Source organism: Cellulosimicrobium cellulans, from assembly GCF_024124905.1.
GTDB lineage: Bacteria > Actinomycetota > Actinomycetes > Actinomycetales > Cellulomonadaceae > Cellulosimicrobium > Cellulosimicrobium cellulans_G.
This window is the reverse complement of record NZ_JAMXST010000003.1, coordinates 714,373-738,203: the sequence shown is the minus strand read 5'-3', so window position 1 is coordinate 738,203 and position 23,831 is coordinate 714,373. Positions and strand designations below refer to the sequence as shown.

At 74.5% G+C, this 23,831-nt stretch carries 17 protein-coding genes and 3 tRNA genes; 5 read left to right on the top strand and 15 right to left on the bottom strand.

Features of this window, described 5'->3' with window-relative positions; genetic code table 11:
• Nucleotides 1-419 precede the first annotated feature (419 nt).
• Nucleotides 420-1,133: an anaerobic ribonucleoside-triphosphate reductase activating protein gene (locus tag NHH00_RS11970; protein WP_253052356.1), complete on the top strand. Its 714-nt coding sequence runs from the start codon at nt 420-422 to the stop codon at nt 1,131-1,133.
• Nucleotides 1,134-1,224: 91 nt separating this feature from the next.
• Here the strand turns inward: NHH00_RS11970 and NHH00_RS11965 are convergent, their stop codons facing one another.
• The 4 genes from NHH00_RS11965 to NHH00_RS11950 form a co-directional block, all read right to left on the bottom strand.
• Complete coding sequence (locus NHH00_RS11965; RefSeq protein WP_253052354.1) at nt 1,225-1,848, bottom strand: GyrI-like domain-containing protein; 624 nt, start codon at nt 1,846-1,848, stop codon at nt 1,225-1,227.
• A gap of 89 nt (nt 1,849-1,937) precedes the next feature.
• Nucleotides 1,938-2,963, bottom strand: coding sequence for an alpha/beta fold hydrolase (locus NHH00_RS11960; RefSeq protein WP_253052352.1), 1,026 nt, complete (start codon nt 2,961-2,963; stop codon nt 1,938-1,940).
• A gap of 37 nt (nt 2,964-3,000) precedes the next feature.
• Complete coding sequence (locus tag NHH00_RS11955) at nt 3,001-3,609, bottom strand: TetR/AcrR family transcriptional regulator (protein WP_253052350.1); 609 nt, start codon at nt 3,607-3,609, stop codon at nt 3,001-3,003.
• Nucleotides 3,610-3,732: 123 nt separating this feature from the next.
• Nucleotides 3,733-3,805 (bottom strand) — tRNA-Arg (locus NHH00_RS11950).
• Between the two features lie 231 nt (nt 3,806-4,036).
• Between NHH00_RS11950 and NHH00_RS11945 the strand changes: the two genes are divergently transcribed.
• Both NHH00_RS11945 and NHH00_RS11940 read left to right on the top strand, forming a co-directional pair.
• Nucleotides 4,037-4,954, top strand: a complete 918-nt coding sequence (locus tag NHH00_RS11945; protein WP_253052348.1) for an ABC transporter ATP-binding protein — start codon at nt 4,037-4,039, stop codon at nt 4,952-4,954.
• Nucleotides 4,951-6,321, top strand: coding sequence for an FtsX-like permease family protein (locus NHH00_RS11940; RefSeq protein ID WP_253052346.1), 1,371 nt, complete (start codon nt 4,951-4,953; stop codon nt 6,319-6,321). Before NHH00_RS11945 ends, NHH00_RS11940 begins: the two co-directional genes overlap by 4 nt.
• A 125-nt stretch (nt 6,322-6,446) precedes the next feature.
• Here the strand turns inward: NHH00_RS11940 and NHH00_RS11935 are convergent.
• The 8 genes from NHH00_RS11935 to NHH00_RS20705 form a co-directional block, all read right to left on the bottom strand.
• Nucleotides 6,447-6,535 (bottom strand) — tRNA-Ser (locus tag NHH00_RS11935).
• A gap of 102 nt (nt 6,536-6,637) precedes the next feature.
• Nucleotides 6,638-7,915 (bottom strand): threonine/serine exporter family protein, encoded by a 1,278-nt coding sequence (locus NHH00_RS11930; protein WP_253052344.1) that lies wholly within the window; start codon nt 7,913-7,915, stop codon nt 6,638-6,640.
• A gap of 109 nt (nt 7,916-8,024) precedes the next feature.
• Entirely contained in the window at nt 8,025-12,482 is a 4,458-nt protein-coding gene (locus tag NHH00_RS11925) for a prealbumin-like fold domain-containing protein (protein ID WP_253052342.1), read from the bottom strand.
• Between the two features lie 251 nt (nt 12,483-12,733).
• Nucleotides 12,734-12,818: transfer RNA gene (locus NHH00_RS11920), tRNA-Ser, on the bottom strand.
• A 99-nt stretch (nt 12,819-12,917) separates the two neighbouring features.
• Complete coding sequence (locus NHH00_RS11915; RefSeq protein WP_082141054.1) at nt 12,918-13,454, bottom strand: GTP-binding protein; 537 nt, start codon at nt 13,452-13,454, stop codon at nt 12,918-12,920.
• Nucleotides 13,455-13,893: 439 nt separating this feature from the next.
• Nucleotides 13,894-14,280, bottom strand: coding sequence for a DUF742 domain-containing protein (locus NHH00_RS11910; RefSeq protein ID WP_031317001.1), 387 nt, complete (start codon nt 14,278-14,280; stop codon nt 13,894-13,896).
• Between the two features lie 34 nt (nt 14,281-14,314).
• On the bottom strand, nt 14,315-14,764 hold the full coding sequence (locus NHH00_RS11905; protein ID WP_024839165.1) for a roadblock/LC7 domain-containing protein: 450 nt from the start codon (nt 14,762-14,764) through the stop codon (nt 14,315-14,317).
• Nucleotides 14,765-14,800: 36 nt separating this feature from the next.
• Nucleotides 14,801-18,712 carry a sensor histidine kinase gene (locus NHH00_RS20705; RefSeq protein ID WP_290445178.1) on the bottom strand — a complete coding sequence of 1,304 codons (3,912 nt, stop codon included), beginning with the start codon at nt 18,710-18,712 and terminating at the stop codon, nt 14,801-14,803.
• Between the two features lie 66 nt (nt 18,713-18,778).
• Between NHH00_RS20705 and NHH00_RS11895 the strand changes: the two genes are divergently transcribed.
• On the top strand, nt 18,779-19,921 hold the full coding sequence (locus tag NHH00_RS11895) for an NAD(P)H-quinone oxidoreductase (RefSeq protein WP_308202299.1): 1,143 nt from the start codon (nt 18,779-18,781) through the stop codon (nt 19,919-19,921).
• Between the two features lie 77 nt (nt 19,922-19,998).
• Nucleotides 19,999-20,646 carry a bacterial proteasome activator family protein gene (locus tag NHH00_RS11890; protein WP_290445177.1) on the top strand — a complete coding sequence of 216 codons (648 nt, stop codon included), beginning with the start codon at nt 19,999-20,001 and terminating at the stop codon, nt 20,644-20,646.
• A 64-nt stretch (nt 20,647-20,710) separates the two neighbouring features.
• Here the strand turns inward: NHH00_RS11890 and NHH00_RS11885 are convergent, their stop codons facing one another.
• The 3 genes from NHH00_RS11885 to NHH00_RS11875 form a co-directional block, all read right to left on the bottom strand.
• Nucleotides 20,711-21,637 carry an EamA family transporter gene (locus tag NHH00_RS11885; protein ID WP_253052338.1) on the bottom strand — a complete coding sequence of 309 codons (927 nt, stop codon included), beginning with the start codon at nt 21,635-21,637 and terminating at the stop codon, nt 20,711-20,713.
• A gap of 110 nt (nt 21,638-21,747) precedes the next feature.
• Entirely contained in the window at nt 21,748-22,698 is a 951-nt protein-coding gene (locus tag NHH00_RS11880) for a carbohydrate ABC transporter permease (RefSeq protein WP_253052336.1), read from the bottom strand.
• Entirely contained in the window at nt 22,695-23,678 is a 984-nt protein-coding gene (locus tag NHH00_RS11875) for a carbohydrate ABC transporter permease (protein ID WP_253052334.1), read from the bottom strand. The genes NHH00_RS11880 and NHH00_RS11875 overlap by 4 nt, the downstream gene beginning before the upstream one ends.
• Nucleotides 23,679-23,831: the final 153 nt, after the last annotated feature.

Here is a 23,831-nt window from a genome sequence, read left to right as displayed (position 1 = left end):
CGCAGCCGCCGCGTCAGCCGGCCACGACGGGTGCCGCGGTCTTCGCTGGTCCCCGGCGCCTCGTCCGGCTCCGGTGGATCGGCGGGCCTCGTCCCCGACTCCGTGGTGGGCACGGACGACCGCGAGCGTTGCAGCAGCACCCTCGACTCCCAGGATCGATGCCACCCCGACGGGTGGCGGATGACCAGGACGCTAGGGAGCGCGACTGGGACGGGAGTAGCGCGCGGCTATGTCCTCCCTGTGAACCCGCCCGCGGCGGCGGGGCGTCGACCGGGGACGCCGTCGTGCGCCGCGCAGGTCGGGACCTTCGGCCGGTCCGGCGCACCGGGCGGCGGCGCTACGTTCGAGGTCCTGGCAGCGCGGCGGGCGACCCCGACCCGTCGGACTGCCGGGCCGTCGTGCGTCGGAAGGAGCCGCCGATGACCCGCCCCGGCCTCGTGGTCGCCGGACTGAACCGGTTGTCCGTCACGGACTGGCCCGGGCGGAGGGTGGCGACGGTCCTCACCCAGGGCTGCCCGTGGCACTGCGGGTACTGCCACCACCCGGGACTGTGCGCGGTCGCGGCCCACGGCGCACCGCCGCCCGGGGACACGGTCCCGTGGTCGGAGGTCGTCGCGTTCCTCGCCCCGCGCCGTCGGCTGCTCGACGGCGTCGTCTTCTCGGGCGGCGAGCCGACGCTCCACCCCGGCCTGCTCGGCGCGATCGACGACGTGCGCGGCCTCGGCCTCGACGTCGGGCTGCACACCGCCGGCCCCTGGCCGGCCCGGCTCGCGCGGCTCCTGCCGTTCGTGGACTGGGTCGGGCTCGACATCAAGCACCTGCCCTCGCGCTACCCGGTCGTCACGGGGACGATCCCGTCCGGGCGCCGCGCGTTCGAGGCGCTGACCGTGCTGCTGCGCTCCGGCGTCGACCACGAGGTGCGCACCACGGTCGACCCGAGCGTGCACTCGCGCACCGAGCTCCTCGCGCTCGGCACGCACCTGCGCCGCCTCGGGGTGCGCGAGTGGGTGCTCCAGGAGGCCGCGCCGGACGGCGCGTCCGCCGCGTGGACCCGCGCGCTCGCGGGCCGCCGGCTCGCCGACGTGCTCGACGAGACGGACCTCGCCTGGGCACGACGCCGGTCGGCCGCCTGACCGCGGGTGGTCGCTGCCCAGGTAGCGCGAGGCAGAGCCCTGGTAGCGCGAGGTAGAGGCCCGGTAGCGCGAGGTAGAGGCCTGGTCGTCGTCAGACCGGGCGGACGGGTTGGCGCAGCACCGTGCGGAGCCTCGCCGGGTCCGTGCGTCGCACGTCGCTCAGGTAGATCTCGTGGTGCGGACCGGCGAACGTGAGGCCGTGCTCGGGCAGGTAGACGTCGTGCAGCTCCGCGAGCACCGGGCCCTCGTCGTCGTACGACCCGACGTGCAGGGTCTCCACGGACCGGCCCTCGGTCAGGCTCGTGCGCCGCACGAGGTCGAGCGCGGCCGGTGCGTCCTTCTTCGCGCGGACCGACTCCGTGGCCGCGACGACGAGGTCCTCGTCGACCCAGTCCGGCTGGAGCACCAGCAGCGTCCAGCGCCACGCGCCCTTCTCCCGCCGCACGAACGTGCCCGGGTCGTCGGCCGTCCACAGGCCCTCCAGCGGACCGACGACGTAGTCGCGGCCCTCCCGCTTGCTCGCGAACTTCACGGCGTACGCGAGGGAGAAGAGCGCCTCGACCGCCTCGCCGTAGGCGGGCGACGTGTTCGGGTCGCCCTCGCCGTCGACCGCGAGGTAGGCGAGCGTCGGGACGTCCACCTCGACGAACCTCCCGCGCGGCGGGGCGTACAGCTCGCGGTGCAGCGCCTTGAGGTCCACCTTGTCCGAGGGCATGGCCCGACGCTACCCGCCGCCCCCGACGCCGGCCTGCCCGCGCCGTCGTGCGGGCCACGGGCACCCTGCCCCGGCCTGACGCGACGGGCTCAGGCTCCGCGGCGCGCGAGGTCGGGCTCGACGGGCGTGTCGGGGCGCAGCGGCGTCACGTAGTCGACGACGGCCCGCACGACCTCGGGGTCGCGCAGCAGCCGGTGGTGCCCGAGCCCGTCCGTCGTGAGGAGCTCGCCCTCGGGCCATGCCGCGGCGAGCGCCGCCCCGACGGGGTACGGGACCTCCTTGTCCGCGCGGTCGTGCACGACGAGCGCGGGCGGGACCGGGTGGGTGCGCAGGGTCTCGCGCACGTCCAGCTCGGCCAGCGGACGGCCCGCGACGTCGGAGAGCAGGCCCCGGAGCAGCTCGCGGGTCCGGCGCGAGAGCCGGAGCACGTCCGCGAACCCGTCGAGCTCGCCCAGCACGTCGGCGATCGCCGCGACGAGCACCAGCCGACCCGCGGACAGCCCGTCGCGGACCGCGAGGACGGTCGTCGCGGTGCCCAGCGAGTGCGAGACGACCGCTGCGGGCTCGCCGTGGGACCGGACCACCGTCGCGAGCGCGTCCGCGAGCTCGGGCATGGTGCTGCGCCGCCGGCCGAGGCTGCCGGGACCGGAGTCGCCGTGGCTCGGCGCGTCGAACGCGACGACGCGGTAGCCGGCTGCACGGAGCGGCTCGACGAACGCGCCGAGCTGGCCGCGCCACCCGCCCCACCCGTGGGCCAGGTAGACGACGCCGACCTCGGTGGGCGCACGGGTGCCCGCCGGGTCGCCGTCCGGGCTCGTCGCCCCCTCGCCGCCGGTCGCGGCCCACGTCTCGACGACGACCCGCGACCCGGCGGCCGTGGTCACCGTGGTGAGCGTGCCGGGGGCCGTGCGGTCGTCGCGGCGCCGCCCCGCGCCGTCGGGCGGCGTGCACCAGAGGTCGAGCGCGAGACGCGCGGCCCGGCGCGGGGAGACCGCCTGGAGGACGGCGAGGCGCGCGCGGACGACCGCGAGCCGCAGGGCGGCCTTGCGCCGTCGCGCGGCGCGTCGCCGGTCGGCACGAACGGTCGTGCTTTTCTTCGAGCCTGGGACGCCCACGGCGGTTCCTCTCGGTCGGCGGTGCAGACGGCGGGGGTCAGCGGACGGGGAGCGGCGCGGTCGTGCGCGCCGCGTCGAGCAGCGCCTCGAACGCGCGCCGGGCGCGCTCCTCGGCGAGCGGGTCGGCCATGAGGACGTGCGCGTGGTTCACCCCGAGCATGACGCCGTAGAGGTCCGAGGCGAACTGCTCCGGGTCCGCGTCGGCGCGGAACCCGCCCTCCGCGACGCACGTGCGGAAGACCTGCGCGACGGCGTCGCACAGGTCGCGGTGGTCGCGCACGAGCTGGTCCCGGACGGGACCCTGCTGCGCGGAGAGCTCGGTCGCCGCCTTGACGAACAGGCAGCCGCCGGGGTCCTGGCGCAGGTCGCACGCGAGCCACCCCTCGAACAGCGCCCGCATCCGCGGCTCGCCGCGGGGGGTGCGCAGCGCGGGGGCCACCACCGTGTCGATGAACTCGGCGCGCGCCTGGCCGAGGACGGCGAGCTGGAGCGACTCCTTGGAACGGAAGTGCGCGTACAGGCCGGACTTCGACATGCCCGTGGCCGACGCGAGCTCGCCGATGGTGAGGCCGGTCAGCCCGACGCGGTACGCGGCCTCCACGCCACGGTGCAGGATCACCTGCCGCGTCTCGTCGCCCTTGGTCATCCGGCGAACGTAGCACGATCGTGCGGAAAGGGGGAGGGCCCGCTCGGCGCGGGACGGGAGCGACGCCCACGCTCAGAACGACGAACGGCCCCACCCGTGCGGGTGAGGCCGTTCGTCATGAGGTGCGCCCGAAGGGATTCGAACCCCCAACCTTCTGATCCGTAGTCAGATGCTCTATCCGTTGAGCTACGGGCGCCGGTCCTGCCTGACCGCTGATCGCTCACCGGCCGTCGAGAACACTACCGTGTCCCCGCCCCGAACCCAAACCGATCCGGCCCCGGACGGGTGCGAGGTGACGGACGCCACGCCGTCCGACCCTCGCCGCACGCGACGCGCCGGACGGTCCCCCCAGGGTCGGACCCGCACGCGACGACGTCCCGTCCTCAGCCCGACGCGGCGGGACCCGCCGCCGTCGGACGATCGGTCCATGACGTTCACCGGCCCCTCCTCCGCCCCCGGCGGCTCGCCCCTCGTCGCGAGCGCGCTCACCAAGGTCTACGGCTCCGCCCAGACCGCGACGCACGCCCTCGCGGGCGTGAACCTCACGGTCCACCCGGGCGAGTCGCTCGCGATCATGGGCCCCTCGGGGTCCGGCAAGACGACGCTCCTGCACGTCCTCGCGGGCATCGTCACCCCGACCTCCGGCTCCGTGTCGTGGCGGGGCGAGGACGTCACGACGCTCTCCGAGGCCCGTCGCACCGTCCTGCGGCGCCAGGACTTCGGCTTCGTGTTCCAGTCGGGTCAGCTCCTGCCGGAGCTGCCCGCGGTCGAGAACGCCGCGCTGCCGCTCATGCTCGCGGGGACGGCGCGCACGGAGGCGACGGCCGTCGCCGCCCGCTGGCTCGCGCACCTCGGCCTCGCCGGGATGGAGCAGCGCCGCCCGGGCGAGCTGTCCGGCGGCCAGGCGCAGCGCGTCGCGATCGCGCGCGCGCTCGTCGGGTCGCCCGGCGTCGTGTTCGCCGACGAGCCGACCGGCGCGCTCGACCAGTCGACCGGTGCCGAGGTCCTCGACGTCCTCACGCGCGCCACCCGGGACTCCGGCGCCGCGCTCGTCGTCGTCACGCACGACGCGGGCGTCGCGCGGCACTGCTCCCGCACCGTGACGATGCGCGACGGGCGCATCTCCGGCGAGTTCTTCGCGCCCGGGGCCCAGCCCGCCCCGGGCGCGACACAGCCCGCGGCGACCGCCGTCGTCGGGCAGCCCGCTCCCCTGCCGCCCGCCCCGTACGACGCCGCCACGCGGGCCGCGATGGCCGCGCACCCGGCCGCGGGACACGCACCCGGCGCGCCCGCGCCCGTGGCGCCGGCCGCTCCCGCCGCACCGAGCCAGGAGAGCGCCCGATGAGGACCGTCGACCTCTGGTGGCTCCTGCGCCGTCGCAGCGCCGACGAGCGCGACCCGCAGGGCCTGACGAACGTGCTCGCGATCATCGCGTTCGCGGTCACCACCGCGATCCTGCTCGTGGTCATGGGCGGCTTCCACGCCTTCCTCCTGCGCGCCGGCGGTCTCGAGGGCGTCCGCGAGGGCATGGAGGGCGTGACCCCCTACGACGCGCAGTACCCGTTCCTCGCGGGCATCGCCTCGCTCCTGCTGCTCATCCCGCTCGTGACCCTCGGCGCCGCCGCCGCGCGCCTCGCCGTCGCCCGCCGCGACGCGCGGCTCGCGGCGCTGCGCCTCGCGGGCGCCACGACGGGCCAGGTCACGACCCTCACCGCCCTCGACGCCGCCGCGCAGGCCGTGATCGGGGCGCTCGTGGGGCTGGTCGGCTACGGAGCGCTGCTGCCGCTCGTCGCCCAGCTCCGCTTCCAGGGCCGCACGTTCGACCTCGGCGAGCTGTGGGTCGGCGTCCCGGCGCTCCTCGGGGCGGTCGTGCTCGTGGTCGCCGTCGCGCTCGTGTCCGCCCTCGTCAGCCTGCGCCGCGTGGCGATCACGCCGCTGGGCGTCGCGGCCCGCGTGACGCCTCCGGGGCTCAAGGCCGTGCGGCTGCTGTCGATGGGCGTCGCGTTCGTCGCGCTGATCGTCGCGACGAACCTGTCGTTCGGGTCGGTGGCGGTCGTCCTCACCGTCCTGACGGTCATCCTCCTGGTCGGCTTCGCGACCGTGAACGTCGTCGGGCCGTTCGTCATCTGGCTCGTCGGCAGGATGACGGCCGGCGGCGCCCGCCGCGTGCCGACGCTGCTCGCGGGGAGGCGGATCGTCGACAACCCGAAGACCGCGTGGCGCTCCGTCGGCGGGGTCGCCCTCGCGACGTTCATCGCGGGGCTGACGAGCATCTTCGCGCTCCTGGAGCCGGGCATGGGCGCGGACCCGGACGAGGTGCAGTACCTCACCGACATGAAGACCGGCGGGTTCCTCACCCTCGCCATCGCGGGCGTGCTCGCCGCCGTCTCGACCGGCGTGATGCAGGCCGGTCGCGTGATCGACCAGCGCAACGAGTACCGCACGCTCGTCCTGTCCGGGACGGACCTGCGCACGCTCGACCAGGCCCGGTTCCGCGAGACGCTCGTCCCGCTCGTCGTGAGCGTCGGCGTGGCGACGTTCGCCGCGCTGCTGTTCATGGTCCCCGTGATCGGGCTCAACGCGTTCGCGAACGTCGGGGTCGTCGTGCAGTTCCTGCTGTGCGTCGCCGCCGCGTCGGCCCTCGTGCTCGCCGGGGCCGGGGCGTCCCGGTTCGTGGTGCGGTCCGCGCTCGCGACGTCGGGCAGCGCGTAGCGCCCCGGACCTGTCAGCGCCCCGCCGGTCACCCCACCGGTGGGGCGCTGACGGCTCTGCGCCGGGCGACAGAAGTCGGGCAACAGAAAAGGCCCCGGGCGCTCGGCAGCCGGGACCTTCCTGAGCGGAGACGGAGGGATTTGAACCCTCGAACGGATTGCTCCGTTACCACCTTAGCAGGGTGGCGCACTAGACCTGACTATGCGACGTCTCCTCGCAGGCTCGGCGGAGAGCCTGCGTCGCCCAGGGTACAAGGGCGCCGCCGCGAGACCAAACCGCCGAGCCCTGCGGGTCGCCCGCGCCGCCGTCCGGACCGCTACCGCTCGAAGGTCCACTCCCGGTCGGTGAGCATCCGGGCCACGGCGAGCCCGATCGCGAGCGCGACGATCACCAGCCCGGCCTCGACGGCGTAGGCGAGCGCCTGCGCCGTCGCGCCGGTGTTGAACTCGTACACCGCCCGGTACGCCGTCACGCCGGGGACCATGATGACGACAGCGGGCACGGAGACGGTGATGCGCGGGACGCGCAGCGCCGGGGCGACCGTGGCGGCGAGCAGGCCCACGAGCAGGGCGGCCGCCGCGGCGGCCGCCTGCGGGACCACGTCGGCGTCCACGAGGAGCAGGCGCCCCACGTTCGCGACCATGCCGATCGACGCGGCCCCGAGCGCCATCGCCCACGGGCTGTTGAACATGAGGGCGAACCCGAGCACCCCGAGGAAGCTCGCGACGCTCCGCAGGCCGAGGAACAGCGGCTCCGCCAGGCCGGGCGGCGGCACCGGGTCCGGGGCGAGGCCCGCCGCGGCCGACACGCCCCACACGGCCAGGGCGGCCGAGGCGAGGATCATGAGCGCGTACGTCACGCGCGCGACCCCGGCCGAGAAGTCGAGCTTCGCGAGGTCGAGCGCGCCCGTGACGAGCGCGAACCCCGGCACGAGGAACAGCACCGCGGAGACGTACCCCGCCTCGTGCCCGCCGTCGACGCCCGCGAGCGCGGACAGCGCCAGGACGAGCGCGAGGTAGGCGATGCTCGCGACCGCTGCCGCGAGCATCGTCACGCCGAACTGGTTGATCCCCCGGTGCAGCATCGCGCGGCGCACGCCCTGGCCGAGCGCCGCGGCGACCAGCACCGCCCCGCACTCGACGAGCCCGCCGTTGTTGAGGAACGCGAACGCCGCGCACGCGATCCCCGCCCAGAGGGCGTTGAGCAGCGCCCCGTACAGCGGCGGGCGGCGCGAGATCCGGTCGAGCTCCGCCTCGACGGCATCGAGGTCGGCGCCCGCCGGGAGGGCCGCGGAGAACCGCTCGAGCTGCGCCAGGCGGTCGGCGTTGATCCCGATCGACCGGACCTCGGTGAGCTCGGTGCGGAAGATCGGGCCCCGGTACGACGTCGCCGTGATCTCCGTGAGCGTCACGTGGGCGGCGATGTGGTCGAGCCCCAGCGCGCGCGCCGCGCGGGTCATGTGCGACTTGACGCGGTAGCTGCCCGTCCCGGCGGAGAGCGCGAGGCGACCGATCCGCAGCACGGTGCCCGACCGGCGGATGAGGTCGACGGGCTCGAGACCGGCTTCGTCGGCCGGGGAGGGCTCAGGCGTCACGAGGCCATGATCCCGTAGGTCCGTCCGCGCGGCACTCGCCGAAGGTCCCGGTCCCCGGTGCCCAGGGGCCGGACGCCGGACGTCCCCGGTCCGCCCGGCCCGGGCCCGGTCAGGAGCGTCGCACCCGCCGGACGGCGAGGAGGCCGCCTCCCACGAGCAGCAGCGCCCCGGCCACCCCGAGCAGCCAGCCCGGGTCGGCACCGGTCGCCGGGAGCGGCCGGTCCGCCTGCCCGGGCGGCACGGTCGGCCCGGGAGCCGGCGGCGTGGGGCCGCCGTCGTCCGGGGGCTCGGGTGCGGGCGCGCACGCGGCCGCCTCCGACTCGGCCGCGCCGTCCTCCCCGAGCACGGCCGCGGTGTTGAGGAAGCCGCCCGGGGCCGCACCCGCCGGGTCGCACAGCAGCGCGTCCGGGACGACGTCGGCCGGGACCTGCGCGGTGACCGTCACCCGGAAGAGGTGCGTGGCTCCCGCGGCGAGGGTCGCGCCGGAGACGACCGTCGTGCGGTCCCCGCCGTCCCAGTCGTCGGCGACCGGCGGGCCGTCCACGGGCTCGACCGTCGCGTCCCGCACAACGATGCCCCGGCCGAACGCGAGCCGGTCGACGAGGTCGTAGGTCCGCTCGACGGCCGCGGCGTTGCGCACCGCGACCTCGTAGACGACGCGGACGACGCCGGGCGCGACGGCGACCGGGCCCTCGACCACGGTCTTGGCGACCTCGAGCGCCGTCGGGCGGGCGTTCGTGAAGGTGCACAGCACCGTCTCCCCGGACCTGACGTCCACGGTCGCGGTCGCGCCGTCGACCGTCGTCGGCGCGCTGGACCCGACGCACACGAGGTCCGCGAGGGTCCAGCCCGGGGTCGGCGTCTCCGTCACGGTGTACGTCCCCGGAGCGAGCGGGCCCGGCGAGAACGGCTCGTCGCCGTCGGTGAGGGTGAACGGGGACGACGCGCCGCCCTCCGGCGCCCACGCGAGCCCGAACTCCTGGTCCGACCCCGCGGGCTCGGTGACCTTGTCGACGACGAGGGTGCCCCACGGCGTGTTCGTGTAGGTGCACACGACGGTCTCGCCGGGGTCGAGCGCGATCGCCCCGGTGCTGCCCGAGGCCGTGGACGGTGACCCGTCCGGGTCGCCGTCGACGCACGTCAGCGCCGTGTTCTCGAACCCGTCCTGCGCCACCTCGGTCACGACGTACGACCCCGGGGCCACGTCCTCGAACGTCGTGGTCCCGACCCCGCCCTCCGTGACGACGGAGAAGCCCTCCGCGTCCGGCCAGTCCCCGCTGAAGTCGAACTCGCCGTCGGCGCCGTCGACGACCTTGGCGACCACGATCGTGCCGTGGCGCGCGTTCTCGGCCGTGCACGCGGCGACGTCGCCGGGCCCGACGGAGAAGTCGGAGAGGTCCGTCAGCGGGAACGGCTCCCCACCGTCCGCGGGGGTGACGAGGCACGTCAGCGCGCCCTCGACCCAGCCGTCCCCGTCCGACTCCACGAACGAGTACCGCACGCCCGGGACGATCTGCGGGAGGCCGAGCGTCGCCGTGCCGTCGACGGTGGTGACCGGCACCGTGATGGGGTCGACGGCGCCGTCGACGTCCGTGAGCACGAACTCGAACGTCCCGTCACCGCCCAGGGAGGTCTTCGTGAGCGTGCCGCTCCCCTGCACCGCGGTGTTCGTGAGCGTGCACGACACGTCCAGCCCGACCGGGGCGACGAACTGGATCCCGGGCGTGCCCGGGTCGGTGTCCGTGACTCCCGTGCACGCGACGTCGACCGCGGTCCAGCCCGGGACCGGCGCCTCGGTGATCGAGTAGGCGGTGCCCGGGACGAGACCGGACCACGTGACGACGTCCGCCGCCTGTCCGGCGCCCGAGGCGGTCTGCGGCGACGTCTGCCCTGCGGGCACGGGGTCGATCGCGACGTCGAACGACCACGGCAGGTCGCCGCCGATCCCGGTGGCCACCTTGGCCACGGAGATGCTCGACGTCGCGACCGAGTTCTGCACCGAGCAGGCGATCTGCTGCCCGGGCGTCGCCTCGATCTGGAACCCGGGCGCCGTGGGGTCGGCGTCCGCGAGCCCCTCGCACGTGACCTCCCCCCGGGTCCATCCCGGCGGGACCGTGCCGGCCTCCCGCACCGTGTAGAGCGCGCCGGGGACGAGCTCTCCCCACGCGACCGTGGGCGCCGCCGTCGTCGCCGTCCGGCCGTCCACCGTGCCGTCGGGAGCCACGAGCTCGACGTCGACGGACCATCCGAACGCGGGGTCGGCGCCCACGACCGTCTTGGTCAGGGAGAGCGACGCCGGCGCGGCCAGGTTCGTGAAGAAGCACACGATGACGCCGCCGTCCGGCAGGTCGACCGTCACGCCGCGCCCGTCCGCGCTGGGGGACCAGAAGTCCGCGTTGCACGTGGGCGGGTCGGCCGCGAGCGACCACCCGACCGGGTCCGCCGGCTCGGTGATCGTGTAGGTCCCGGGCTCGAGCCCGTCGAACGAGCGCAGGGCGACGTTCGGCGGGGTGGAGCTTCCGCTCAGGCTGAACGCCGTCGGGTCGCCGACCGGTGGGACGAAGAGGAAGTCGAAGTCCTGCTCGTACTCGACCGGGACGGTCCGCTTGACGACCGCGATCGACCCGGGGGTGACGTTCGTGAAGAAGCAGCGCACCGTCTCCCCGGGGAGCACCGTCAGGCCGATCGTGCGGCCCTCGGGGTCGGCGGAGTGGTCCTCGCCGCCGTAGGTGCACGCAAGGTCGGCCAGCCGGGTCGCGGGCAGCTCGTCGTCCGTGAGCTCCTCGATCGTGTACGTCCCGGCCGGGACGTCCTGGATCGTGTGCTCGTAGAGCGTCCCGTCGCCCTGCTCGACCGTGATCGAGAAGTCCTCGTTCCCCGGGAGGTCGCTCGTGAAGTCGAACGTGCGCCCGTCGACGCCGTGCGCCTCCTTGGAGACGATCACCGTGCCGAGCTGCGTGTTCGTGAACGTGCACTCGATGTTCTGCCCGGCCACCGGGGTCACCGTCACGGCCTGCCCGGCCGGCGTGGAGGGAGCCGTGCAGACGATCCCCGGGGGGAGCCACCCCGGCGTCGCCTCCTCGGAGACCGTGAACGGCACGCCGGCGGGCACGGGGAAGGACGCGCTCTCGCCGTCGTGGAGCGTGAAGCCCGCCTGCCCCGTCGCCTCGAAGGAGAACGCCTGCGGCGACCCGTCGGGGTCGGTCTGCTTGGTCACCGTGACGACGGCCGCCTCGTTGGTGATGACGCAGTCGGTGGTGCTCAGCGGACGCACCGGGAACCGGTCCGCCGGGTCGTCGAGCACGAACTGCTCGGGCGGCCCGCCCCCCGCGGGGACCGCGGTGCACACGACGGACTGCAGGTCCCACGGGGGCGGGACGTCGGTCTCCGTGAGGGAGAAGGCAGAACCGAACAGGACGTCGTCGAACCGGACGGTCTCCCCGCTCGCGAGCGTCCCCGAGACCGTCGGCACGGGCGGCGGACCCGGCTGCACCGGGCCCGTGTCGCTCGCCACCGTGAAGCCGAACCGGGCCCCGGTGTCCGCGCTCTGCGGGACCGTCGCCTTGGTCACCGTGAGCGCACCGCAGTTGGCGATGATCATCCGGTCCGGCGCGTGGTCGGCGAAGTCCTGGATGTTCGCGTTCGGCGAGTTGCCGGTGCGCGTGAGCATCTCCGAGACCTCGTAGGTCGCGCACTCGGAGGGCGCGAGGACGCCCGCCGTGTTCAGGTCGATGGCGAACTCCCCGAACGTGTCCTGAGGCTGGTTCGTCAGGGGCGGGCCCTCCGAGCGCACGCCGACCGCCCAGGCGAAGTCCACCGAGCCGGCGTCGGCCGCCCAGGTCCCGGGCCCGAGCGGGTTCGCGCACCCGTCCCCCGCCGTCGGCGCCCACCGGTGGACGGCGGCCGTCGTGCCCGACGACGCGTAGTTGAACTCGAGCAGGACGTCGTCGCAGCGTCCCGGCCCGGGGCCCTCGAGGTGCTGGAAGACGCTGACCTCGCCCGCTCCCGAGTACCGCGTCCAGTACCCGTAGAGGATCGCGTGCCGCATCCCGTCGTCGTCGACGACGTACTCGAGCCCGTAGGCGGTCGAGCAGAGGTCGCCCTTCGCGTTGGGGTTCGCTGGCCCGGGCCGCCACGGGTTCGTGCTCGGGCTCTGGCTCGGCGGCGCGCCCGTCTGGTCGGGGTTCGCGTTGCACGACTCGGCGAGGCTCCCGTTGTCCCACGCGAAGCTGGCCTGCACGATCCCCGACGACTCGAACCCCTGCGGCGTCGTGTAGGGGCCGGTCGGCGTGAACGTGAACGCGCCGTCGGGCTGCACGTCGGTGAGGAAGTCGTCCCAGTTGAACGTCTCGGGCGGGCTGCCGGAACCGGACGTCCCGTCGATCTCCATGCCCGTCTGCAGGCCGGACGGCTGGAGCGTCGCGGCGTCCGCCGTCGGCGGCGGGGTAAGAGGCACCAGCACGGCGCCGAGCAGGAGCGCCGCGACCAGCCCGGCGAGCAGCCGCCGCACCCGCGCGCGCGACGAAGGCAGACCGCGCTCGTGCACCGTCCCGGTCGTGCTCGTCATGGGCCGCTCCCCCCAGAGACCGCACCTCACCCGCTGGCGGACGCACCGCGCCGTGCCGTCCCGTGCGCCCAGGCCGGTCCCCGTGGCACGCGCCCCCGCCCGCCGGACCACCCGTGGCGACGCGCGCAGGCACGTCCGACCGTCATCGTCCGACCGACGATAGTACGAAGGGGTCCTCGTCGCGCGGGCGTCGCCGGGACGCACGTCGGGCCGGGTCCGGAGCACTGCTCCGGACCCGGCCCGACGACCTGCGGAGGGCGAGGGATTCGAACCCCCGGTGCGTTGCCGCACAACGGTTTTCAAGACCGTCACATTAGGCCGCTCTGTCAGCCCTCCCGGCGAGCCATTGTGGCACGCCCGTCCCGTGCACGACGACGGCGGGCCGCCCCGTGGAGGGCGACCCGCCGTCGGGCGGTGGGACCGGGACCGCGGAGGTCAGGCCGCCCCGCGGAGCTGGCGCATCGCGAGCTGGACGAGCGCGATGAGCGTCTGCTTGGTGGCAGCCCGCGACCGCGCGTCCGTGTAGAGCATCGGCACGTGCGCAGGGATCTGGAGCGCCTCGCGCACGTCCTCGAGCTTGTGCTTGGCCACGCCGTCGAAGCAGTTCACGCCGACGACGAACGGGATGTTGCGTGACTCGAAGTAGTCGATCGCCGGGAAGCACTGCTCGAGGCGGTCGGTGTCCACGAGCACGACGGCACCGATCGCGCCGCGCACCAGGTCGTCCCACATGAAGAGGAAGCGGTCCTGGCCCGGCGTGCCGAACAGGTACAGCCACAGGTTGCCCGGGAGGGACACGCGGCCGAAGTCCATCGCGACGGTCGTCGTCGTCTTGCGGTCGGACACGCCGCCCGCGTCGTCGACGCCCACCGAGTGCTCCGTCATCGCAGCCTCGGTGTTGAGCGGCTCGACGTCGGAGATCGACCCGATGAACGTGGTCTTGCCGACGGCGAACCCGCCCGCGACCACGATCTTGACGACCGTCGGCGCCGTCCGCGCCGCGGCCGGGGCACCGGCGGGCTGGGCTGCGGCCGACGGCTGGCCTGCCGCGGGAGCCTGCGCCGCGGAGGGCTGCGCCGGGGCGACGGACGGGGCGGGCTGGGCCGGGGCCGCGGGCTGCGCGGCGGCGACGGGCTGCGGCGCGGTGCGCGGCTGAGCCGCAGCCTGGGCGACCGGTGCCGGCGCCACGGCGGGCGTCGCCGGGGCGACGGCCGAGACCGACGGCGCCGTCGGTGCCGGTGCCGGTGCCGCGACGGGACGCGCCGGAGCCGACGCCGCCGGCGCCTGCGTCGGCACGCCGGCGGGCGCGCTCACCGGAGCCCACGCGGTCTGACGGGCGGCCGCCTGGCCACCGGGCACACCCCCGATCACCCCGGACGGCTGCCCGGCCTGCGGCGCGCTGCCCGAGCCGTCAGAGGGTGGAAATGCCATTGAGAACACTCTCCAAGACGCTCAGGGACAGACCCGAGTGGTTGCTGCCGTGACCCGTGTGGACGTTGAGCGGGGTCGACGTGTGGACGGTGATGTAGTTGTCCTCCTGCAGGTCCGCGACGAGCACCTTCGTCACGCCGAGCGGCAGGCGCAGGAGCGCGGAGAGCTCGGCGATCGAGACGTACGTGTGCGCGGCGTGCTGGAGGATCGAGCGCTTCTCGGGCGGGAGCCCGAAGCTGTTCACGGCGCCCGGCATGACCTCGACGAGCGCCTCGAGCGGGAGGTCGGACGTGGCGGAGCGCACACGACCGCCCGTGACCGCGTACGGGCGGACCGTGGCCGCCTCGTACCCGTCGTGTGCTCCCATGCTGCCGAAAGGTACGTTCGTCATCGATCAGTCCTCATCCCACCGGGGCTCGCGTCGCGCCGTCGACGGGAAGGCTACCCCGCATCTCCGAGATGAGCTGCGGCGTCAGTGTCGCCTCGGTGCGGGAGACCAGGAGCGCCATCTCGTAGCCGATGAGGCCGATGTCGCAGTTCGCCTCCGCCACGACGCCCAGGACGGACCCGTTCGAGACGTTCATCAGGAACAGGAACCCGTTGTCCATCTCGATGATGGCCTGGCGGACGTTCCCTCCGTTGAGCTGCCGGGCCGCCCCGCGGGTCAGGCTCGACATGCCGGAGACGATCGCCGCGAGCTGGTCGCCGCTCGTGCGGTCGAGCTGGTCCGACATCGCCATGAGCAGGCCGTCCGCCGACACCACGAGCGTGTGCCGGCTGCCCGGGACCGTCCGCACGAAGTTGTCGAGCAGCCACCCGAAGTTGGTTGCCTCGGTGCTGAGCGCGTTCACTCTTCCTCCTCGTCAGTTGCCGCAGACGGCATGTCGTCACCGCGCCTGCGGCGCTGAATCAGGGACATAATCCATGGCCTGGGGGGTCCAGGTCGAACTCGTCTCGTCCTGGCCCTCGACACGGCCACGGGCCGTGGCCGACTGGAACGCCGACAGACGGGCCCGGAGCTGCTCCGGGTCACGGTCGATGCGGGCCGTGAAGCGGTCGACGTAGCCCTCCCGCTCCTCGCCGCGCGAGCGTCGGGTCAGGCCCGACGCCGTCGTGCCGTCGACCTGGAGGGGCTGGTAGATGCCGTCGTTCGGGTCCGCCAAGGTCGCTTCCTGGAAGTCGGTGCTGCCCTGCAGCAGGGTGGACATCTCCTCGTACAGCACCGCGGACGCCATCCAGTCCGACCGCGCCTCGACCGAGTCGGCGATGTACCCGGGCTCCAGCGGCTCGATCGCGTCGCCCACCTGTCGTCGGACGAGCGGGGTCGGCGGGCCGTACCCCGTCGCAGCCGGGCTCGGCGCAGGGTCGGGGGCAGCGACCGACGGCTCCGGCGCCGTGTAGCCGGCACCGGCCGGCGGCGCGTCCTGGACCGGGTCGAGCGCACGCGTCTCCTGCACCGGGGCGACGGGCGCCTCCGGGGCGAACGACGACGCGTTCGCGGCTCCTGCGGGCTGACCGGCTCGCGGGGCGAACGCCGACGTCCGCGCGGGGGCCTGGGCCTCCTGCGGCGGAGCGGCGGGCGCGGCGACCGGAGGAGCGGCGACCGGGGCTGCCGCGACGGCGGGCGCGGACGCCGGGGCAGCAGGGGCCGGGGTCGGAGCGGGGGCCCCGGGTGCTCCCACCGGGCGCGAAGCCAGGGCCTCCGGGGACGGTCCGGCCGGCCGCGCCGACGGCGTCGCCGTCGTCCGAGGACGCCGGCCGAAGAGCCCGCGCTTGCGCGCCTGGCTCTCCCGCAGCGACCGCCGCGTCGGCAGGTCGGCCATGAGCTCCTCGAAGCGGGGAAGCGCCTCGAAGGTGAGCTCCGCAGGGATGTCCTCCGCCACCGCGGCCTCGCCGCCGGTCGCCACGACCGGGACGTCGGTCGGGAGCTCCGCCTCGACCGGGGTCGCCGCCGGCGCGGGGGCCGCGGCCGGCTCGGGGGCCGCCGGGGTGCGCTGGACCAGCGGGACGCGCGCGACGGTCGCGTCGTCGACGGGCTCGGCCGGGACCGCCGGCACGACACGCGTCGCGTCGAGCGGCGCGTCGGCCACGGACGACGGCGCCCACGCGTCGGCAGCCGGCTCGGGCGTCCACGCCTGCTCGGCGGGCTGCTCGGGTGCCCAGGCGTCGGCGGCAGGCTCGGGCGTCCACGCCTGCTCGGCGGGCTGCTCCGGCGCCCAGGCCTGCGCAGGGGTCCACGTGTCCTGGACCGGCGCGACGGCGGGGTCCTGCGGCGTCCACACGTCCTGCTGGACCGGGGTGTCGGCCGGGGCCTCGGCGACGAGCGGGATGTCCGTCGCCGTGACGTCCGGGGCGACGGGCAGCTCCACCGGGTTCTCGGTGGCCGGACGGTCGCCGACCGGGCGGAAGCTCGAGAAGAGCGCGCTGCGCGTGCTCACGTCGAGGACCGGGATCTCGGCGGAGACCGGCTCCACGGGGGTCGCGGCCGGGCGCGACCGGCTCGGGAGGGCAGCGCCGGCGTCGGCGACCTCCGCGGGCGGGGTCCATGCCTCGTCCGCCGCCGGGAGCTGCTCCGGGAGCGCCGGCGTGGCCAGCGGCGGGAGGACGATCGCGCCGGTCTGGGGACCCGACGCGAAGGACGCGCTCGGTGCCGCGGCGGCGGGGTCGACCGTGCGCGAACGACGGCGGGGCATGCCGGTCTGCGTGGTGCCGTCCGTGAGCGCGTCGAGGTCGACGGGCACCGCGACGGGCGCCTCGGGCTCGACGGTCGGGAACGACGCCGTCGCCGCGGGTGCGGGGACGGACGGCGCGGCCGGGGCCGCGACGTCGGCGGCGGGGAGCGCCGGGAGGACCCCCGTGCCGGCAAGCTGCTGGGCGGCGGCCTGCGTGCTCGTCTCCAGGGGATCCGTCGGCTGCGGGAGCGGCACGTTCGAGTCAGGGACGAAGAGCGCGGCCGGGAACGACACGACGACCTCGGTCCCCTGGTCCTCGCCGCTCGTGCTGAACCGGACCTTCGCGCCGAGGCGGTCGGAGAGACGACCGACGACGAAGAGGCCCAGGCGCTGCGCGCCGACGACGTCGGACGCCGCGTGCGTCGCGACCTTGCGGTTCGCCTCCGCGATCTCGTCCGGCGTCATCCCGAGGCCGTGGTCGCGGACCGTCACGTAGACGAAGTGCTCGTCCCGGCCGGTCGTCACCTCGACGGGGGTGTGCGGCTCCGAGAACATCGTCGCGTTCTCGAGGAGCTCGGCGAGCAGGTGCGCGGCGTTGAGCGCGTTGTGCCCGAGCATGAGCGGGTCGACGACCAGGTTCAGGCGGACGCGGTCGTACAGCTCGATCTCGGACGACGCCGTACGGATGACGTCCGAGGCCGGCATGGGCTGGCGCACGCGGCGACCCGAGTCGATGCCCGCGAGGACGAGGAGGGACTCCGCGTTGCGGCGCATACGCGTCGCGAGGTGGTCGAGGCGGAAGAGGTTGGACAGCGTGCCCGCGTCCTCCTCGGAGCGCTCGAGGTCGTCGAGGAACGCGAGCTGTCGGTTGAGGAGCACCTGGTCGCGGCGCGCGACGTTGACGAACATCTCCGCGATCGAGCCACGGAGAGCGGCCTGCTCGCGCGCGACCTTGATGGTCGTCTGGTTGACGTCGTTGAACGCGGTCGCGAGCTGGCCGACCTCGTCCGTGGACTCCACCGTGATCGGCGCCAGGTCGATGCCGGGGCCCTGCCCCGGGACGGCGACCTGCTCGACGAGGCGGGGCAGCTGGTCACGCACGTCCTCGGCCGCGTCGGTGAGGCGCCGCAGCGGGTTGACGATCGCACGGGCGATGAAGCCCGCGACGAGGATCGAGGCGATGACGGCCGCGAGGGTCGCGAGGATCGTGACGACCGCGCGGGTCGTCGCCGCACCTGCGAGGTCGGACGCCTTCTCCGCGGTAGCGGTACGGACGTCGTCGCGCACCGGGCTCGTCTGGTCGCGGTCCGCCTGCGACAGCGTCGGCCACTGCGCGGCCTGGCTGGGGGGCGTCGACTTGGGTCGGGAGCCGGCGAGGTTCTGCCGGATCTGGTTGTACGTGGCGCTCGGCGGCTCCAGCAGGAAGTCGCCCGGGAGCCGTCGGACGGCCGTGGCCGTGCGCGCCGTGAGGGCGTCGCCGTTGGTCACCAGGACCGCGGCCTGCTGGTTCGTCTCGGTGCTGTCGACGCCCTGCTGGGCCGCGGCGAGGACCGCACCGGCGAGCGGCTGCTCGAGCGCCTGCTGGGCGAGGAGCTCGTCGAGGAGGACGTACGCGTCGAGGTACTGCGCGAGCTCGCGGTCCGGGGCCGTGTCCGCGAGCGTCCGCGGCACCTCGAGCGCATCGTCGATGAGCGCGTTGTACTGCGAGTTGCGCGCGAGCTGGCCGATGGAGGACCTGTCGATGCCCTGCCGGATCGCCAGGAGGTCGGCCCTGTCCGCGATCGTGTCGGAGACCGCCTTGCGCACCCGCGGGTCGAGCGCGGACGTGTCAAGCTTCTCGTACGCGCGGTCGCGCGCGTCGAGCGCCTTGTCCGTCTTCTCGCGCTGCGCCATCATCTGCGCCGCGGCTTCCTCGGAGCCTTCGTTCGCGTCCAGGAACGAGTACGTGCGCTCGGCCGCGATCTCTGTCCCCGCCGCGTCCTGTGCCGCGAGCGCCGCGACGAGCGCGCTCGTCTGGCTGGCGTCGCGCGCCGACCCGATGGCCTGCGCCGAGATGATCGCGGCGGCGGCGAAGAGGACGAGGACGGGCACCGCGAGGGCCGCAAGGATCTTCCCGCGAACGCTCAACCTGCGGAGCATACGAACCTGCCTCCATCACCCTGGTCCACCCGTTCGGCGGCGCGGTCGGCGCGCGTGGCAGCGGCGCCTCCCGGGCTCCGCTCCCCGGTCGTGCGTACTAACTATCGGTGCACATCCCCCGGACACCTAATCCGCGAGGAGCGTGAACTTTCGTCCCGCGCTCGCGGTGCCCCGTCGGCGAACCGGCGCCTCCCGGGCCGTCCGCGTAGTCTCGGCGATGTGCGAGGCGTCACGATATCGGCCCCCGGTGGCCCTGAGAAACTAACGGTTTCCGCGCTCCCTGACCAGACCCCCGGGCCGGACGAGCTCGTGGTCCACGTCGCTTCCGCTGGCGTGAACCGTGCTGACCTGCTACAACGCGCCGGATCCTACCCACCTCCCCCCGGCGCGCCGGACTGGCCCGGCCTCGAGGTCTCGGGCACGGTCGCGGCCGTCGGCGAGTCCGTCACGGGGTGGTCCGTGGGAGATCGCGTGGTCGCGCTGCTCGACGGCGGTGGCTACGCCGAGCAGGTGCGCGTCCGGTCGACGCAGGTGCTCCCCGTCCCCGACGGCGTGGACCTCGTGGACGCCGCCGCGCTCCCCGAGGCCGCGTGCACGGTGTGGAGCAACGTCGTCGACGTGGGCCGCCTCGGCGCGGACGAGTGGCTGCTCGTGCACGGCGGGTCGGGCGGCGTCGGGACGGTCGCCGTGCAGGTGGGTGCCGCGCTCGGCGCCCGCGTCGCCGTCACGGCCGGCGGGCGCGACCGGGCCGACCGGTGCCTCGCGCTCGGTGCGAGCCTCGCCGTCGACCACCGCGAGGAGGACTTCGTCGCCGCGGTGCGGGAGTCCTCCGGCGGGCACGGCGCGGACGTCGTGCTGGACGTCGTCGGCGCCGCCTACCTGCCGCGCAACCTGGAGGTGCTCGCCACGGGCGGGCGACTGGTCGTCATCGGCATGCAGAAGGGCCGACGCGCGGAGCTCGACCTGGGCCTCCTCCTCGCCCGGCGCGCCACGGTGGCCGGGACGACGCTCCGGGCGCGCCCGCCGGCCGAGAAGGCGCGGATCGTGCACGAGGTCCTCACGCACGTCTGGCCGATGGTGGAGGACGGCCGCGTCCGCCCCGTGGTGCACGCGCGCCTCCCGCTCGAGGAGGCCGCGACGGCGCACGAGCTGCTCGACTCGGGCGACGTCTTCGGCAAGGTGCTCCTCGTGCCCTGACCACGGGCGACGGCCGACGACGGCTGGAGATCCCGCGCCTCGGTGCGCGCGTGGGCGCCGCGCGCCAGACTGGACCCATGGCTGACGAACCGCGCGACCCCCGCCCCGACGACCCCACGGCCCCCGAACCCGCGAACGGTGCGCAGGACGCCGCCGACGACGCCGACGAGCCCGCCCGCGCCACCGTCGTGATGCCGGACGGGACGGGGGTGAGCGTCGTCGAGAGCGACGACTCCACCGACCCCGACCGCAACCCGGCGACGGTCATCGAGGAGCCCGCCAAGGTGATGCGCATCGGCGGCATGATCAAGAAGCTCCTCGACGAGGTCCGGGACGCCCCGCTCGACGAGGCGGCGCGGTCGCGCCTCGCCGAGATCCACGAGCGCTCGCTCACCGAGCTCGAGGAGGGCCTCTCCCCCGACCTGGTGGCGGAGCTGCACCGGATCACGCTGCCGTTCTCGGACGACACCGTCCCGACCGACGCGGAGCTCCGCGTCGCGCAGGCGCAGCTGGTCGGCTGGCTCGAGGGCCTGTTCCACGGCATCCAGACGGCGCTCGTCGCCCAGCAGATGGCTGCGCAGGCGCAGCTCTCGCAGATCCGGCGCGCACTGCCTCCCGGCTCGCTGCCTCCGATGGGCCCCGGTGGCCCCGGCGCCGCTCCGGGACATCCCGGCGGGCGTCCCGACGAGCACGACGGGCGGCCGTCTCCGGGCCAGTACCTCTGACGGCCCTGCTCGCCCTCGCCGGTCCCGGGCGGACGCGCCCGGACCGGTGGCGCGCGGTCGCTCGTCAGGCGGGCGGCGGGTCGAGCGGGACGTCGTCCCCGGGCGGCGTCCCGCCCGCGCGCCCGCCCGGTCGCGCCGCGGTCATGGCGATGGCCCCGGACACGAGGACGAGGCCGACGAGCTCGGGGACCGTGGGGACCTGCCGCAGCACGACGGCGCCCACGACCGCAGCGGACGCCGGGAGCAGCGCGAGGAGCACCGAGAACGTCGCCGCGCTCACGCGGCGCAGGATCACCTGCTCGAGCGCGTACGGGACGACGGACGAGAAGAGCGCGATCCCCGCGACGGCCGCGACGTGCCGCCAGTCGCCGAGGACCGGCAGGGCGTCGCGCGCGAGGAAGGGCGCGAACACGACCGCGCCCACGGTCATCGCGACGGCGAGCGACGTCACCCCCGACCCGGAGACGGCGACCCGCCGTCCCAGCAGGATGTACGCCGCCCAGCACGCGGCCGCGACGCCGATCGCGGTGAGCCCGAGCACGGCGTCCGCGCGCGGGAGGTCCGACTCGATCGTCACCCCGGCGAGCAGCACGACCCCCGCCGCCGCGACCGCGATCGCGCCCCGCTCGCGCCACCCGCTGCCCGTGACCGCGGCGACCGCGACGGGGCCGAGGAACTCGATGGCGACGGCCGTCCCCAGCGGCAGGTGGTCGATCGCGACGTAGAACGCGAGGTTCATCGCGGCGAGGGCGACGCCGAACACGGCGACCCACGCGAGGTCGTGCCGGGTCCATCGCCGACGCCACGGCCGACGCCATGCGAGCAGCAGCAGCGCGGACGCCGCGATGCGCAGCCACCCGATCTCGATCGCTCCGGCCACGGCGAACAGCCCGACGGCGATCGCCGCGCCCAGGTACTGCGTCAGCCCCGAGACGACGAACAGCGCCGGGACCGGGACCCGGTCGAGGGCGGCGGCGGGGTGGCGAGGCACGCGACGACTCTAGGCGCCCGCGCGGCACGGGACGGCGCCGGCCGAGCACACGGCTGCGGCCCGTCCCGTGCACGGGACGGGCCGCAGACGCCTGCGCGAAGAGGCGGGCGTCAGCCCTTGACCGACCCGGCGAGGAGACCGCGCACGAAGTAACGCTGCAGCGCGAGGAACACGATGACCGGGACGACCATCGAGATGAACGCGCCCGCCGGGAGCAGGTGCCAGCTCGCCCCGCGCGAGCCGGACAGCTCGGCGAGGCGCACCGTGATGGGCGCGGTGTCCTGGCCGGACGCGAACGTGAGGGCGACGAGCAGGTCGTTCCAGACCCAGAGGAACTGGAAGATCCCGAACGCCGCGATGGCGGGCACGAGCAGCGGCATGAGCACCTGGAAGAAGATCTTCACGTGCCCGGCGCCGTCCACGCGGGCGGCCTCGACGAGCTCGCGCGGGATGTCCTTCATGAAGTTGTGCAGGAGGAAGATCGCCAGGGGCAGGGCGAAGATCGAGTGCGACAGCCACACGGGCCAGAACGACCCGTCGATCCCCCAGTCCACGTACTGGGTGAGGAGCGGGACGAGCGTGACCTGGATCGGCACGATCTGCAGCGCGAACACCGCGACGAACAGCAGGTTGCGGCCCTTGAAGTCCACCCAGGCGAACGCGTACGCGGCCAGCGACGCGAGCGTGATGGGGATGATCACCGCGGGCAGCGTGATGACCAGGGAGTTGATGAAGTACGTCGCGAAGCTCGTCGACCCGCCGAACAGCGCGTCGGTGTAGTTGTCGAGCGTGAACTCGGGGTTGGCGAACGCCTCCCACCAGCCCGACCGCCGGATCTCGCGCGGCGGGCGGAACGACGTGACGAGGAGCCCGAACGTCGGGATGGTCCACAGGACGGCGAGGACGATCGCGATGATCGACGCCGGCCGGGACGAGACCTTGCGGCGCACCTTGCCCGCGCGCTCGTCGAGGCCCGCGACGATGCCCTTGCCGCTGCCCTCCTCGGCGGTCTCGTCGACGAGCGGGGCGTCCGGGACGGAGGCGGACAGTGGGGTGCTCATCGGATCTCCTCCGCCTGCTTCAGCTGCCGCACGTTGTACACGATGATCGGGATGACCAGGACGAACAGGATGACCGCGAGCGCGGCGCCGAGCCCCTGCTCGCCCTGCCGCAGCGCCTGCGTGTAGAACTCGTTGGCGACCACCGACGTCTCGAAGCGGCCGCCGGTCATGGTGCGGACGATGTCGAAGACCTTGAGCGTGCCGATCGCGATCGTCGTGAGGACGACCACGAGCGCGGGGCGGATGCTCGGCACGGTGATGTAGCGGAACATCCGCATGCCGCCGACGCCGTCGAGCCGGGCGGCCTCGACGATGTCGTCCGGGATGGCGCGGATCGCGGCGGCGAGGATCGTCATCGCGAACCCGGCCTGGATCCAGATCATCACGAGGATGAGGAAGAACGTGTTGGCCGGCGCGCTGAGCAGGAACTGCTGCGGCTCGAGCCCGAGCCAGACGAGGACCTGGTTGAACAGGCCGATCTGCGGCTGGCTCGCCGGCTTGTACTCGTACATGAACTTCCAGATGATGCCCGCGCCGACCATGGAGATCGCCATGGGCAGGAAGATCAGCGTCTTGGCGAACTTCTCGAAGCGGGACCTGTCGACCACCACCGCGTAGACGAGGCCGAGGAAGGTCGAGACGAGCGGGACGACGATGACCCAGATCGCGGTGTTGCGCAGGACGATCTGGAACTCGTCGCGCGTGAACGCGGTGACGTAGTTGTCGAGCCCGACGAACGCGGAGCCCGTGCGGTTGTAGAACGAGTCCCGGATCGTGCGCAGGCCCGGGTAGAGCAGGCCGAACGCGAGCATGACGACCGCGGGCCCGGCGAACGCGAGCGCGACGACCCAGCCCGGCACGCGCCGCGGCCGGTCGACGAGGAAGAGGATCAGGCCCATGACGACGACGAAGAGCAGGATCGCGACGAGCATCACCGCGAGCTTGCCCCCCGTCCCGGCGGGTTCGAGCAACCAGTCCATGTGAGAGCTCCTGAGGTGGCCGGCGGCGGGCCGGACGACGACGTGGTGTGCGGCGGGGACGGCCCGGGGACGGGTCGTCCGGGGATCGGCCCCCCGGACGACCCGCCCCCGGGTCGACGCGTGGACCCGGAGCCCGGCCCGCGGCGCGTGCCG